The organism is Bradyrhizobium sp. (assembly GCF_035701725.1).
In the GTDB taxonomy this organism is placed as follows: domain Bacteria; phylum Pseudomonadota; class Alphaproteobacteria; order Rhizobiales; family Xanthobacteraceae; genus Bradyrhizobium.
On the sequence record NZ_DASSRP010000415.1, the window covers coordinates 13,305 to 27,961 of the forward strand.

12 protein-coding genes are annotated in these 14,657 nt (G+C 62.8%); 7 read left to right on the top strand and 5 right to left on the bottom strand.

The window, feature by feature from the left end; translation table 11 throughout:
* Nucleotides 1–11: 11 nt before the first annotated feature.
* Both atzF and VFL62_RS25375 read right to left on the bottom strand, forming a co-directional pair.
* Entirely contained in the window at nt 12–1,805 is a 1,794-nt protein-coding gene (atzF, locus tag VFL62_RS25370) for an allophanate hydrolase (RefSeq protein WP_325175140.1), read from the bottom strand.
* A 265-nt stretch (nt 1,806–2,070) separates the two neighbouring features.
* Entirely contained in the window at nt 2,071–3,354 is a 1,284-nt protein-coding gene (locus tag VFL62_RS25375; RefSeq protein WP_325175141.1) for an NAD(P)/FAD-dependent oxidoreductase, read from the bottom strand.
* 329 nt (nt 3,355–3,683) lie between these two features.
* Here VFL62_RS25375 and VFL62_RS25380 point away from each other — a divergent pair, with 329 nt between their 5' ends.
* The 6 genes from VFL62_RS25380 (at nt 3,684) to VFL62_RS25405 (ending at nt 9,574) form a co-directional block, all read left to right on the top strand.
* Entirely contained in the window at nt 3,684–4,865 is a 1,182-nt protein-coding gene (locus VFL62_RS25380) for an ABC transporter substrate-binding protein (RefSeq protein WP_325175142.1), read from the top strand.
* A gap of 63 nt (nt 4,866–4,928) precedes the next feature.
* Nucleotides 4,929–6,098: an ABC transporter substrate-binding protein gene (locus tag VFL62_RS25385; RefSeq protein WP_325175143.1), complete on the top strand. Its 1,170-nt coding sequence runs from the start codon at nt 4,929–4,931 to the stop codon at nt 6,096–6,098.
* A 142-nt stretch (nt 6,099–6,240) separates the two neighbouring features.
* Nucleotides 6,241–7,158 (top strand): branched-chain amino acid ABC transporter permease, encoded by a 918-nt coding sequence (locus VFL62_RS25390; RefSeq protein WP_325175144.1) that lies wholly within the window; start codon nt 6,241–6,243, stop codon nt 7,156–7,158.
* Nucleotides 7,155–8,102 (top strand): branched-chain amino acid ABC transporter permease, encoded by a 948-nt coding sequence (locus VFL62_RS25395; RefSeq protein ID WP_325175145.1) that lies wholly within the window; start codon nt 7,155–7,157, stop codon nt 8,100–8,102. Before VFL62_RS25390 ends, VFL62_RS25395 begins: the two co-directional genes overlap by 4 nt.
* Nucleotides 8,095–8,862 carry an ABC transporter ATP-binding protein gene (locus VFL62_RS25400; RefSeq protein ID WP_325175146.1) on the top strand — a complete coding sequence of 256 codons (768 nt, stop codon included), beginning with the start codon at nt 8,095–8,097 and terminating at the stop codon, nt 8,860–8,862. The genes VFL62_RS25395 and VFL62_RS25400 overlap by 8 nt, the downstream gene beginning before the upstream one ends.
* Entirely contained in the window at nt 8,855–9,574 is a 720-nt protein-coding gene (locus tag VFL62_RS25405; protein ID WP_325175147.1) for an ABC transporter ATP-binding protein, read from the top strand. Before VFL62_RS25400 ends, VFL62_RS25405 begins: the two co-directional genes overlap by 8 nt.
* A gap of 17 nt (nt 9,575–9,591) precedes the next feature.
* Here VFL62_RS25405 and VFL62_RS25410 read toward each other — a convergent pair whose 3' ends face one another.
* Nucleotides 9,592–11,028 (bottom strand): glutamine synthetase, encoded by a 1,437-nt coding sequence (locus tag VFL62_RS25410; RefSeq protein ID WP_325175148.1) that lies wholly within the window; start codon nt 11,026–11,028, stop codon nt 9,592–9,594.
* Between the two features lie 145 nt (nt 11,029–11,173).
* A complete protein-coding gene (locus tag VFL62_RS25415) occupies nt 11,174–12,523 on the bottom strand; it encodes an aromatic ring-hydroxylating dioxygenase subunit alpha (protein ID WP_325175149.1) in 1,350 nt (449 codons plus the stop codon).
* 118 nt (nt 12,524–12,641) lie between these two features.
* Between VFL62_RS25415 and VFL62_RS25420 the strand changes: the two genes are divergently transcribed.
* Nucleotides 12,642–13,427, top strand: coding sequence for an IclR family transcriptional regulator domain-containing protein (locus VFL62_RS25420; RefSeq protein WP_325175150.1), 786 nt, complete (start codon nt 12,642–12,644; stop codon nt 13,425–13,427).
* Between the two features lie 153 nt (nt 13,428–13,580).
* Here VFL62_RS25420 and VFL62_RS25425 read toward each other — a convergent pair whose 3' ends face one another.
* The gene (locus VFL62_RS25425) at nt 13,581–14,483 is read right to left on the bottom strand and encodes a helix-turn-helix transcriptional regulator (RefSeq protein WP_325175151.1); all 903 of its coding nucleotides are present in this window, start codon (nt 14,481–14,483) and stop codon (nt 13,581–13,583) included.
* Between the last annotated feature and the right edge of the window lie 174 nt (nt 14,484–14,657).

Sequence of the window (14,657 nt, forward strand, 5' to 3'; positions counted from 1 at the left end):
TCGTTCCGAGCTTACTTCGCTGATTGCGCCACATAGGCCCGCCAGCCGCCGAACGCCGAAATGTCTTCTGCGCGGGATACGTCGGCGGCTTCCACGATAAAGCCTTTGACGCCGCGCCCGTCTTTCAGACGCACCGTGCCGATCGAGAGCGGCGCCGGAATGGCGGCGACGAATTTGCCGAACGCCGCCGCGGGCAAGGCCCAGACTTCGAGCGCGATCGAGGTGCCGCTTCCTGCCTCGACGCGCAGCATCCCCGGCTTTGGCGGGGTGGTGGAGAGCGCATAGAGCCTGTAGTCGGGCGCGGTCGAGGTGGCCGCGATCAGCCGCGCGCCGAGCGCTTTGAGTTCGCCGTTGAGCGCCATGCCCGACAAATGCGCGCCGACCACGGCGATTGGAATTTCATCGCCGGTCAACGACAGGTCGAGGTCGGCCAGTTGCGGCATGGCGACGCGCTTGGCGCCGAGCGGCAGTTTGGTTTGCGCATGAAAGACCCGGCCGATGCTGGCCAGCATCGCGTCCTGGCCGGCAGGCGCCAATAGCGTGATGCCGAACGGAATCTCGTCCGGCCGTATCGTCGACGGCAGCGCCAGCCCGCAGAGGTCGAGCAGGTTGACGAAGTTGGTATAAGTGCCAAGCCGCGAGTTGAGCTCGATCGGGTTGGCGAGCACTTGCGCGGTGGAATACGCAGTCGGCGCGGTCGGCAGCACCAGCGCGTCGATGTCGGTGAAGGCGTGCTCGGCGATGCGCCGCAACGTCTGCAATCGATAGAGCGCGGCAAAGCTATCGGCAGCGGAAATCCGTCCCCCCGCGACGGTGATCTCGCGCGTGACCGGATGGATCGCGTCGGGCGATGACGCGAGCAGGTTGCGGATGACAAGGTAACGCTCGGTGACCCACGGCCCCTCATAGAGCAGTCGCGCTGTCTCATAAAACGGCTCGAGGTCGAAGCTGACGAGGGTGGCGCCAAGCCCGCGCCATCGCTCCAGCGCCGCGGCGTAAGCGGCTTCCTGCGCCTTGTCGCCGAAGAAGATGAGCTGGCCATCGCGTGGCACGCCGAGGCGCAAGCCCTGCGGGAACGGACCGAGCTTCGAAAACGTCCGATCCCGCGAAAACGGATCTGATCGGTCCAGCCCGGCCATCACTGAGAGCGCGGCCGCCGCATCGTCGACTGTGAGCGAGAATACCGAGACGCAATCGAGCGTCCGGCAGGCCGGCACCACGCCGGCAGTCGGCACAAGGCCAAGGCTCGGCTTCAGTCCGACGATGTTGTTGAGCATCGCCGGTACGCGGCCAGAGCCCGCGGTATCGGTGCCGAGCGACAACGGTACGAGGCCAGTCGAGACCGCAACCGCTGATCCCGAACTCGAGCCGCCCGGAACGAGATCGGCGCGCATCGGATTGACCGGAATGCCGTAGGGCGAGCGAACGCCGACAAGGCCGGTCGCGAATTGATCGAGATTGGTCTTGCCGATGATGATGGCGCCGGCCTGGCGCAGCCGCGCCACCGCCGTGGCATCGCGGGTCGGAAGATAGGAATAGGCCGGACAGGCGGCGGTGGTGGCCAGCCCAGCGACGTCGATATTGTCCTTCACCGCAACCGGAACGCCCAGAAGCGGAAGCTCGCGCGCGTCCTTGGCCGAGAGCGCGTCGGCTTCCGCAATCGCATCTTCCTCCTCACGCAAGGAGATGAAGATCGCGGGATCGTTGTGCTCGCGAATGCGCTTGAAGCTGCGTGCGATGGTTTGTGCGGGAGATTGTTGTCCGGCGCGGTGCGCGGCGACGATGGCGGCGACGGTTTCGGTCACGCGTCACCCCGGTCCGGGTGAGAGGTCGCGTGGGCGGATCGAAGCGAAGGAGAAAGCAAAGTCGCCATATCCAATTGTACTCTGGGGCTCGTGATATTTCCCGCGTTTCGAAGCAATTGACGTGCCATCGTGTACATCATTTGGGCGCTGCCCTTTTCGCAGGAAGGCACAGTCTTATCAACCGTTTGAAGGGATTCCAGGCGCGTTGGGCGCCGGTGCGGTGGTGACCTCGCGCCGAATTTTCGGGCAGGGCCACAGCCTGCCTTCAGCGCGCGACTTTGCTGGAGCCTTGGGTGATCAAGCGCGCGGCGCGCTGGTCGCGGGCATGAATCCAGAGCCAGCTCAAGGCGACACCGAGACGGTTGCGCAGGCCGATCAGGAAGTAGATGTGGGCGATGCCCCAGATCCACCAGGCAACGGTGCCGCGCAGCCTGATCCAGCCGAAATCGATCACCGCCTTGCGCTTGCCGATCTGCGCGAGGCTGCCGGCATGGCTGTAGCGGAACGGCGGCAGCTTCTTGCCCGACAGTCGCGCGCGAATCGATTTGGCGACATAGCGCCCTTGCTGCTTGGCGGCCGGGGCGATGCCGGGCACGGGATTGCCCGAGGGATCGGCGATCGTCACGGTGTCGCCGATCGCGAAGATCTCGGGATGATCGGGAACGGTGAGATCGGGCCGAACCTGCAGCCGCCCGGCGCGATCGGCCGGCGCGTGCAGCCACTCGGCAGCGCGAGAGGCGCGCACGCCCGCCGCCCAGATCAGCGTTCTTGCCTGTAGCGGCTTGCCGGCAAAAACCACCCCGTCGGCTGAGCATTCGGTGACGGGCTGGCCCAGGATCACTTCGACACCGATCTCCTCCAGCGAGCGCCGTGCATAGGCCGAAAGCTCGTCGGGGAAACCGGCGAGCACGCGCGGGCCCGCTTCGATCAGAACCACGCGTGTCTTGTGCGTATCGATGTTGCGGAAGTCTGGCGGCAGCGTGTCACGTGCGAGTTCGGCAATGGTGCCGGCAAGCTCGACGCCGGTCGGACCCCCGCCGACGATCACGAAGGTCAGAAGGGCAGCCCGCTTTTCCGGATCGGTTTCGCGCTCCGCACGCTCGAATGCAACGAGGATGCGGCGGCGCAGAGTCGTCGCGTCTTCCAGCGTTTTCAGGCCGGGCGCGAACGGCTCCCATTCGTCATGGCCGAAGTAAGCGTGACGCACGCCGGTTGCGAGCACCAAGGTGTCGTACGACAGCACGTCTCCATCCTCGAGCAGCACGCGTTTGTTGGCGGCGTCGACGCCGTTCACGTTGGCGAACAGGGTCGTGACTTCGCTCCGGTCGCGCAACAGGTAGCGGATCGGCCAGGCGATTTCGGAAGTGGCGAGCGAGGCGGTCGCTACCTGGTACAGCAGCGGCTGAAACAGGTGGTGGTTGCGCCGGTCGACCAGCGTGATCTGGACCGGCGCGCCTTTTAGCCGCAGCGCACATTCCAGCCCGCCAAAGCCGGCGCCGACAATCACCACGCGATGGGCGGCCTTCGGGTGAGGCTCTGCTGTTGGCATTGGCGACCCCCAATTCGAGCGCTTTGTCTTCTCTGGTGTAAGCGTTCGGCCGCTTCGCTCAAGACCGCTTTCCGGATGGGCTGATAGCAAAACCCGATCGCGCGGCCTTCGCATGCCAATGCAGGGTTCAACGGTCGGCACTATAATTCTTGCCATCCGCGCCAAGGGCGAACTATGGTGCATGCCGCTTGGGGCATGATCCGAAGGTTGAAAGAGGAAGCCGTCGGTTCGTGCTTGCCGCCGAGGCGCGGTTTCGCGCACAAAACAAGGCAAAAATCAGTGCCGATCGGCCGGCCGGGCGGCGACGAGGATCGAGGAGGAGGGACGACATGAGAACGGCATTCTGGCTGGCGGGCGCGGCTGCGCTTGTCTCGGCGCAGCTCTTGGCGCAACCGGCGATCGCCGGCGACACGATCAAGATCGGATTCGTGTCCACCTTCAGCGGGCCGACCGCCGTGATCGGCAACGACATGCGCAACTCGTTCGAACTCGCGCTCGATCATCTCGGCCGCAAAATGGCCGGCAAGCCGGTCGAGGTGATCTACGAAGACGACCAGCAGAAGCCGGATGTCGGCAAGCAGAAGACCGAGAAGCTCGTGCAATCCGATCATGTCGATTTCATCGTCGGATATATCTGGTCGAACGTGCTGCTCGCCTCGCTCAAGACGGCAGTAGACTCGCAAACCTTTCTGATCTCCGCCAATGCCGGGCCCAACCAGCTCGCTGGTGAATTGTGTTCGCCTTACGTGTTTTCGACCTCATGGCAGAACGACCAGACGCCGGCCGCGATGGGCCTCTATATGAACCAGAAGGGCGTGAAGTCGGTGTTTCTGATCGGCCCGAATTATGCGGCCGGCAAGGACATGCTCGCGGGTGTCAAAAGCACGTTCAAGGGCGAGGTGCTGGGCGAGGAATATACGGTGTGGCCGAGCCAGCTCGACTTCTCGGCTGAACTGACCAAGGCGCGCAACTCCAAGGCTGAATCCATCTTCGTGTTTTATCCGGGCGCCGCCGGCGTGCAGTTCCTCAACCAATATGTGCAGGCCGGGATCAAGCAGCAGATGCCGCTCTATACCGCCTTCACGATCGACGAATTATCGCTGCCGCTGCAGAAGGACAATGCGATCGGCGTTCCCGGCGCGCAGGAATGGGTGAACGATCTGCCGAACGAGCAGAACAAGCGTTTCGTCCAGGACTACAAGAAATACGCGCCGGCGCGCCCGACCTATTATGGTGCGCAGGCTTATGACGCCGCCCAGCTGATCAACAGCGCAGTGGTCGCGGTAAACGGCGATACCTCGAAGAAAGACGCGATGAAGGCCGAAATGGAGAAGGCCAATTTCAAGTCCCTGCGCGGCCCGTTCAAATACGGCAACAACCATATCCCGATCCAGAATTTCTACCTGCAGGATGTCGTGAAGGATGCCGACGGCACGCTGTCGCTGAAGACGGTCGCCACGATCGTCAAGGACAACCAGGACAACTTTCACGACAAATGCCCGATGAAATAGGCTCGGGCGCCGCACGTCCGCCGCGGCGGTCGTGTTGCCGCCGTCGGAGGGGAGGGGGTCGACATGAGATCGTTCTTGCTGGCGAGCGTGACCGCCATTGCTTTCGCTGCTCCCGCCGCTGCGGCTGATTCCATCAAGATCGGATTCGTCAACACCTTCAGCGGCCCGACCGCGCCAATCGGCATCGACGCGCGCAACTCGTTCGAACTTGCGCTTGATCACATCGGCCGCAAGATGGCCGGCAGGACGGTCGAGGTGATCTATGAGGACGATCAGCAAAAGCCCGACGTCGGCAAGCAGAAGACCGAGAAGCTGATCCAGTCAGACCATGTCGATTTCATCGTCGGCTATAACTGGTCAAATGTGCTGCTGGCCTCGCTCAAGCCGGCGGTTGATTCCAAAACCTTCCTGATCGGTATCAATGCCGGTCCGTCGCAGCTCGCCGGTGAACTGTGCTCGCCCTATGTGTTCCTGACCTCATGGCAGAATGACCAGACGCCGACTGCGATGGGCCTCTACATGAACCAGAAGGGTGTCAAATCGGTATTTCTGATTGCACCGAACTATGCGGCCGGAAAGGACCGCCTGCGCGGCTTCAAGGACGCCTTCAAGGGCGAAGTGCTCGGCGAGGAATATACGGTGTGGCCGACCCAGCTCGACTTCTCGGCGGAGCTCGCCAAGGCGCGCGCCTCGAAAGCAGAAGCGATGTTCGTGTTCTTCCCGGGTGCCGCCGGCGTGCAGTTCCTCAATCAATATGTGCAAGCCGGCATGAGAGAGCAGATTCCGCTCTATACCGACAGCATGATCGACGAATTGTCGCTGCCGCTGCAGAAGGAGAATGCGCTTGGCATTCTTGGGATACAGCAATGGGTGAACGATTTGCCGAACGAGGAGAACAAGCGGTTTGTCGCCGACTATCGCAAGAAGTATCCGGGCTTGCGTCCGACGTTTTACGGTTCGCAGGCCTACGACGCTGTGTCGTTGATCAACAGTGCGGTGGTCGCGGTCAATGGCGATTTGAGCCAGAAGGACGCGATGAAGGCAGCGATGGAAAAGGCTGATTTCAAGTCGGTGCGCGGCGCGTTCAGGTTCGGCAACAACCACGTTCCGATCCAGGATTTCTATTTGCAGGATGTGGTGAAGAATGCCGACGGCATGTTGTCGCTCAAGACCGTCGCCGCCGTCGTCAAGGACGACCAGGATCGCTACCACGACAAATGTCCGATGAAGTGAGCGAGAACTTGCTTTAAGCTTAAAATATCTGATAATGGCGGTGACGCGCGCGTTGCCGCTTCTTTTGCCTTTCCCAAGGGGCAGGTTGAAGTTTAAGTGGGGCGCCCAAAGGGGGCTAAGGACGGGGATATTTCGGGCGAAGATGCTGCTTGTCGTCGAACAATTTCTGAACGGGTTGCAATTCGGCCTGTTGCTGTTCTTGCTGGCGGCGGGGCTGACGCTCGTTTTCGGCATCATGGATCTCGTCAACCTGGCGCATGGTTCGCTCTACATGATGGGGGCCTATTTCGCGGCGACGTTCGTGGCCTGGAGCGGCAATTTCCTCATCGGCATTGCGCTCGCCCTCGGTGCGACGCTGCTGCTCGGTATCGCGCTGGAAGTGGTCGCGTTACGGCATCTCTATGGCCGCGATCATCTCGATCATGTGCTTGCGACCTTCGGGCTGATCCTGTTTTTCAACGATATGGTGCGGCTGATCTGGGGACCGGCGGGACTCGCGCTGCCGCTGCCGGCCTGGCTCACCGTGCCGGTGCAGATCGTGCCCGGCGTGTTCTACCCTGCCTATCGGCTGGCCATTATCGTCGTCGCGCTCGCAGTCGCGGCGCTGCTTTATCTGGTCGTGATGCGTACCCGCGTCGGCATGCTGATCCGCGCCGGTGCGTCAAACCGCGAAATGATCGGCGCGCTCGGCATCAACATCAAGCTGCTTTATACGCTGGTGTTCGGCCTTGGCGCCGCGCTCGCCGGCCTTGCCGGCCTGATGCAGGCGCCGATCCTCACCGTACAGATCGGCATGGGCGAAAATATTCTCATTCTCGCTTTCGTCATCATCGTCATTGGCGGCATCGGTTCGATCCGTGGCGCCTTTGTCGCCGCCATCTTGGTGGGAATGATCGATACGCTCGGTCGTGCTTTTCTCCCCGACCTGCTGCGAAAGGTCCTGAGTTCAGCCGCGGCGTCCACCGCCGCGCCGGCACTGTCATCGATGTTGATCTATCTCCTGATGGCGATCGTGCTGGTGGCGAGGCCGGAGGGGCTGTTTCCGGCCAGCCGTCGATGACCTCATCGCTCAACGCCCGCAATGTCGTCGCGGCGATCGTCGTCGCCGGCCTGTTGCTGCTGCCGGTGTTCTCGCAACTGACTGGCAATGTCTTCGTGCTGACGCTGTTCACGCGCATCGTGATCTTCGCGCTCGCTGCCGTCAGCCTCAATCTCATCATGGGCTATGGCGGCATGATGAGTTTCGGTCACGCCGCCTATCTTGGCATCGGCGGCTATGCGGTCGGCATTCTCGCCGCGGAAGGCTTCGGCTCCGGCTTCGTTCAGTGGCCCGTGGCGCTGCTCGCTTCGGCGCTGTTTGCGCTGGTGATCGGCGCGCTGTCGCTGCGCACCCGTGGCGTCTATTTCATCATGATCACGCTCGCTTTTGCGCAGATGGCCTATTACGTCGCCTCCGGCCTGTCCCGTTATGGCGGCGACGACGGCCTGACGATCTACAAGCGCTCTACGTTCGGCGGATTGATCAATCTCTCCAATCGCGTCCAGTTCTATTACCTCTGTCTCGCCTGCTTGCTCGGCGGGGTATTTCTGGTCTGGCGCATCGTCAATTCGCGTTTCGGTCTCGTCGTCCAGGGCCTGCGCTCGAACGAGCAGCGCATGCAGGCGATCGGTTTTCCGGCGACACGCTACCAACTCGTGTGCTTCGTCATTTCGGGCACGATGTGCGGGCTCGCCGGCGCGCTGCTGGCAAACAATACCGATTTCATCAGCCCTGCCGTGATGTACTGGACCCGCTCCGGCGATCTCATGGTGATGGTCATCCTCGGCGGCATGGGATCGTTGTTCGGCCCTGTCGCCGGCGCGATCGTCTATCTCGTGCTGGAAGAATTCCTGTCGCAGGTCACCGAATACTGGGCGATGATCATGGGACCACTGTTGCTGCTGATCGTGCTGTTCGGCCGTGGTGGGATCATGGGTCTTGTCGGGAGGCTGTCCCGTGGCTGAGCCTCTGCTTCGTATCCAAAATCTGATCAAGCGGTTCGGCGGCATCGTTGCAACCGACAATCTCTCGCTCGATATCGCGCAAGGCGAGCTCCACGCGATCATCGGTCCCAACGGGGCGGGCAAGACCACGCTGATCAGCCAGTTGATCGGTCAGTTGCGCCCCTCGGCCGGCACCATTCGCTTTGCGGGCGAGGACGTCACGCATCTGCCGGCCTGGAAGCGCAGCCACCTTGGGCTGGCGCGCTCGTTCCAGATCACCTCTCTGCTGCCGAACTTTACCGCGGCCGACAATGTCGCGCTGGCGGCGCAAGCGCGCGACGGCCACTCGTTCCGCTTCTTTGGCAATGCCCGCAAGGAGAAGGGACTTCGCGCCACCGCGCTGGCCGCGCTGGAGCGCGTCGGGCTGGCGGGCCGGGCCGATGTGGTGGTCTCGCAGTTGAGCCACGGCGAACAGCGCGAGCTCGAACTCGCCGTGGCGCTCGCGACCAGGCCGCAATTGCTGTTGCTCGATGAACCCATGGCAGGGTTGGGTGCCACCGAATCCGCGCGCATGGTCAAGCTGCTTGCCGAGCTGCGAAAGGAGGTCACGATCGTTCTGGTCGAGCATGACATGAACGCCGTGTTCGCGCTCGCCGACCGCATCTCCGTGCTGGTCTATGGACGCGTGATCGCCTCCGACGTGCCGGCAGCGATCCGTAGCAACGAAGACGTCAAGCGCGCCTATCTTGGCGATCAACACGTGGTGACAGGCCATGGCTGACGGCGCGCCGCTGCTCGAAGTGGATGGCATCGAGACCTGTTACGGGCTGAGCCAGGTGCTGTTCGGGCTGTCGCTTTCCGTCCGCAGCGGCGAGATGGTGGCGCTGATGGGCCGCAACGGGATGGGCAAGACCACGACCATCCGCTCGATCATGGGACTGACTGTGCCGCGTGCAGGCCGCGTGCGCTTTGGCGGACGCGAGGTTCGCGGACTGCCCTCGTTCCGGATCGCGCAGCTCGGGATCGGTCTCGTTCCGGAGGGCCGTCAGATCTTTCCAAACCTCACGGTGCGCGAAAATCTGGTTGCGGCTTCCGCCAACCGCCTCGATGCCGGCGATCCCTGGACGCTGGAGAAGGTCCATGCGTTGTTTCCGCGGCTTGCCGAGCGCGGTGGCAACATGGGCAATCAGCTATCCGGCGGCGAGCAGCAGATGCTGGCGATCGGGCGCGCTTTGATGACCAATCCACGGCTCCTGATCCTTGATGAAGCGACCGAAGGATTGGCACCGCTGATCCGCGAGGAAATCTGGAACTGCCTGTCGATGCTGAAAGCGCGCGGGCAGTCGGTGCTGGTGATCGACAAGAATGTCGAAAATCTCGCCCGCATCGCCGACCGCCACTACATCATCGAGCGCGGCCGCACGGTGTGGAACGGCACCTCCGAGCAATTGCTGGCGGAGCCCGATCTGCAGCACCGCTATCTCGGGATCTGAACCGCGAGCAGGCGAACTCAAAACATCCCGAAATATTCGCGGTGCTCCCAGTCCGAGACCTCGGCCTGGAAGCGTTCGAACTCGGCGTTCTTGATGTGAAGGTAATAGTCGACAAAGCCGGCGCCGAGTTTTTCGCGGAAGAACGTATCGTCCTTCAGCGCATCCAGCGCCTCGCGCAGGCTTTTCGGCAACAAGGGCGCCTGCGTCTCGTAAGGCGCATCGGCCGGCGGCGGCGGTTCGACTGCGCGATCGACGCCATCGAGGCCGGCGAGGATTTGCGAAGCCATATAGAGATATGGATTGGCGGCCGGCTCGCCGATGCGGTTTTCCAGTCGCGTGGCCGGATCATTGACGCCGCCAAGCATGCGCACCATGACGCCGCGGTTGTCGCGGCCCCAGATCGCGCGGTCCGGCGCCAGCGAATAGGCGCGGTAGCGCTTGTAGCCGTTGATCGTCGGCGTGGCGAATACGGCGGAAGCGCGTGCGTGCGCCAGCAGGCCCGCGAGATAATGGCGGCCGAGCGGGCTCAAGTCTTCGCCAGCTCCTTTCGCCATGAAGGCGTTGTCGCCGCCATCGCGCGACACCAGCGATTGATGCAGATGCCAGCCGGACGCGAATACGTTCGGCAGTTTGGGACGGCACATGAAGGTCGCGTGATAGCCATGACGGTGCGCAATCTGCTTCACGGCGCTTCGGAACAGCACCATGGTATCGGCCGGCTCAAGGCCTTTGGTCGGCTTGAAGGTGAATTCGCACTGGCTTGGGCCAAACTCGACCTCGACGGAGCGCAGCGGGAGGCCGAGCGCAAGAATGTCACGGCGGATGAGATCAAGCGCCGGCGCCATCTGGTCGTAACGCTGTTCGGTCAGATACTGGTAGCCATGCGACAACAGGCTGACGGCTGGCGGCGTGCCCGGCTGACCTGCGTCTTCCGGCGAGGTCTTGGCGTCTTCGAGCCTGAAGATATGAAATTCGACCTCGAGCCCGGCGACGAAATCGAGGCCGCGTTGCGTAAGCTGATCCAGCACCTTTCGGAACAGGTGACGCGTTGCGAACGGCACGGCACGACCGTCGGCAAAGTAGACGTCGCACAACAGCCAGCCGGTTTTGGGCGCCCATGGCAGCACACGAAAGGTCGTGGGATCGGCGACCATCAACACGTCGGCCGCGCCTTCCATCTCCGCCATCGCAAAGCCGCCGCCGGAGGTGAACACCGGAAATACCGTGCGATGCGCGGTGTCCTTGGCGAACATGGTCGTCGTGATCGTGCAGCCGCTCTCGAGCGACGCGAGGGCCTCGTCCGCCACCAGCGTCTTGCCGCGAAGGATGCCGTGCTGGTCGGGAAACGACAGGCGGATGGTTTCGAGTTCTCGTTCCTCGACGATGCGGCGAAGACGGCTCGCCGCCTCCTTCTGCTCGCCGGACCACAGGCCATGACGCTCGACGAAACTCACGGCAGAACCTCAATTGTCATTCCGGGGCGCATCGAAGATGCGAGCCCGGAATCCATGGCACCGTTCGAACGCTGGGAGTAATGGATTCCGGGTCTGGTGCTCGCGCACCATCCCGGAATGACGGTGTAGCGAACAGTAGTCATCACTACACCACCCTCAACTGCGGCTTGTCCGCGACCTCTTCCGCCGGCGTAGCCCACGGTGCGCCGCGGCGGCGTTTGACGTCGACTTCCATCCAGAAGGTTTCCCATCCGCGCGTCGGCCCAATACCGTCCATCGTCGCCGGACCCTGAATGCTTCTGGCGTGCGCGGCATCGAGAAACATGAAAGGCTTTTCGCCCTTGGCCGCTTTTTCGATCTCCTGGCGCAGCAGGCGACGGTATTGCACGATCGCCTTGTCGGCGGTGCCGAGATGCTCGCGGGTCCGATCCTGAATCGGCCCCATCGATTCCACCGCCCACTGGTCGTGCACGTTGATGTCATTGCCCATGCCGGTATAGGTCGCGGTCTCTTGCTCGTGCGGATCGAAGCCGTAGTCGTTCGATTTGTTCTTGCGCGAGACGTAGTCGGGCAGCTCGTACAGTTCGAGGCGCTGCTCGCGCATCTTCTTCTTGTCGACCGGCGCGGCGTAGGAGGTGAAGATCGCGTACCAATAGCAATTCTCGTCATCGAGGGGCACGTGCCACTGCGTGATCGTCATCTCGGTGCTCATCGGGATGACGAAGGCGTGCGGGAACAGCTGGTTGGTGACGCGCACATGGGTGCGCTCCTCGTCGATTTGGCGCAGCGCAATCAGCCGCAGTCCGTATTCGGTCTGCTCGACATTGATGATCGGGCGGTCGTATTCGCGCAGGATTTTCGTCATCGGCATTTCGCTGCCGGCCGAGGCACCGCGGAACTGGCGGCCGTAAGCCGAAGATGTATCCTCGTCCTCGAAGAAGCGGTGCAGGAACGAAGCGTGCGAGGGATCAATGCCGACTTCGAGCGCCTGCAGCCAGTTGCAGCCGATGTGGCCCTTGAAAGCGAAGGTGTGGCTGTCGGGCGCGACGAAGCAGTCGATTTCCGGAAAGGCCGGCGGCTCGCCTTCGCCGAGATAGGCCCAGAGGATCCCGCCCTTTTCCACGACCGGATAGGCGCGCTGCCGGATGCCCTGACAGAGTTTGGATTCCTTCGGCTCGGCCGGCGTTTCGAGGCATTGGCCCGAGGCATCGAACAGCCAGCCGTGAAAGGCGCAGCGCAACCCGCCATGTTCGAGCCGGCCGAAGGCGAGGTCGGCGCCGCGATGCGCGCAATGGCGCTCGATCAGGCCGTAGCGCTGTTGCTCGTCGCGAAACAGCACGAGCTCCTCGCCGAGCAATTTGACCGGGCGCACTGGCCGCGGCCCCTGAAGTTCATCGACGAGCGCCGCCGGCTGCCAGTACATCCGCATCAGTCTGCCGCACGGCGTCTTCGCCCCGGTGCGCGTGATCAGGTCATTCTGTTCCTGGCTCATCATGGCGCTTCACCTCATCTTAAAAACACTTGCGATGGAAGGCAGTCGCAGCTAGGTTTGTTCGACTATTGAACAAATGTTCAATTATGGTAACACGCTCCTTGAACCGCGCAAGCGCCTGATGGTGAAGCCCAAGCGCAGCGGCGCCGAGCCCCGCGCCACGGACTTTGTCGAGAGCCTCGACCGAGGCTTGCGGCTGCTGCAGGCCTTCGGCGAGCGGCCGGGGCCCATGACGCTCAGCGAGATCGCAGAACGCGCTGGCCTGGCGCGCGCCACCGCGCGGCGCATTCTCCTGACCCTTGCCCATGGCGGCTACGTCGCGAGCGACGGCAAGCTGTTCGCGCCGACGCCGCATGTGCTGACGCTTGCGGGTAGTTACCTGCGCTCGAACCAGCTCGTCGCCGTGCTGCAACCTGTGCTCGACGAAATTGCTTCGGCGGCTCAAGAGATCAGTTCGCTCGCCGTGCTGGATGGCGAGGAGGTCGTCTTCATCGCGCGCGGCAGCCCGACGCGGATTTTCCCAGGCGGCGTCGATATCGGCTATCGCCTACCGTCATTCTGCACGGCGGTCGGGCGCGCCATGCTCGGCCGCCTCGGCGATGCCGAGCTGAAGACGAGACTGGGCGCGATGAAGCGGCAGGCCCTGACGCCGCAAACCGTAACCGATCCGAAACGTCTTTTTGCCGCCATCATCGCCGACCGCGCCCGCGGCTATTCACTGGTGGACCGCGAGGCCGAACCGCATTTCCGTTCCATCGCCGTGCCGGTGAAGCGCTATGACGGCGCGATCGTTGCTGCGATCAACATCGGTGCGCATGTCGATCGTATCGCGACCGACGAGATGCAAAAGCGCTTCCTGCCGCTGCTGCGACAGCAGGCGGAGAAAGTAAAAGCGACGTTGCTGTGAGCCCAGGCGTCGTGCCCCCGATGCTGCGCAGCGCCATAGCGTGTCGAAGACGCGCGTGAACGCGCTTATGGTGATGCGCTGCTGATCCGGGGGCTATCGCGTGGGTCCCGGCCCTGCGTCGCGTCACTTGCGGGCCGCGACGCGTCCGGGAGATCAGGCGCCCGCGGCGCTGCGCATCCCGAACGCTTTCGGCTCGTCCTGTAGAACCGGCGAGACCGCATCCAGCAGCTTCTTGGCGGCAGCGTCGATGCTGAGCCCCGCAGTATCGACGACGGCGGAAGCGCGGGAATAGAGCGGCTCGCGGCTCACCAGAATGTTGCGCAGTTCAGCCATCGCCGAACGGTCGTCGGCCATCGGACGCAAGTCGCCTTGGCGGCGGACCCGCGCCATGTGTTCTTCCGGCTCGGCCTTCAGCCAGATCGTGTAGAACGACGACAGCACAAGATCGAAGGTCACGGGCTCGGACACGATGCCGCCGCCGGTCGCGAGCACCGTTGGCTCCTTCTGCGCCAGGAGCTGGGTCAGCGCCGACTGCTCCATGCGGCGAAAGCCTTCCTGACCGTAGAGCGCGATGATCTCGGCGACCGAAAGGCCGTTCTGTGCCTCGATCTCCTTGTTGAGCTCGACAAATTTCCAGCCGATCTTCTTGGCGAGCAGCTTGCCGAGCGTGGATTTTCCGGCGCCGCGAAGTCCGATCAGTGCAATGCCGGCAAATGAGGCGCGGCGCTGCTGCGCCGCGCCTTGGCCCGAGAGGATGTCCTTGGCCTGGGCAATCTGGGCAGGCGATGCCTTGCGAAGCAGTTCGCGGATCACGGCCCAGTCGAGTGACGGTTCCTGATGCGGAATCAGATCTTCCAGATGTGCACCCATCGCGTTCGATACCCGCCGTAGCAGCACGATCGAGACGTTGCCCTTTCCGCTTTCGAGCTGCGCGATATAGCGTTCGGAAATGCCGGAAACTTTCGCCAGCACCTTGCGCGACATGCCGCGCAGCGCGCGCATGGTGCGCACGCGCTGGCCGAGCTGTTCGAGAAAGCTGGTTTCGGTCTGGGTCATTATCCCCCACGCGAGGCACGCCTGTTCACGGTGTTCTTGGTGGGCTCGCGCAACGCGATAGGAAACATAGTGCCGAAGAGGATTGACAGCAAGCGCAAGGAGTGCCTTTCTATGAATTATAATTCTTAAAATCAAAAACGTAGCGTCGCGACGCTTTCGCACGGCGGCAGGGAG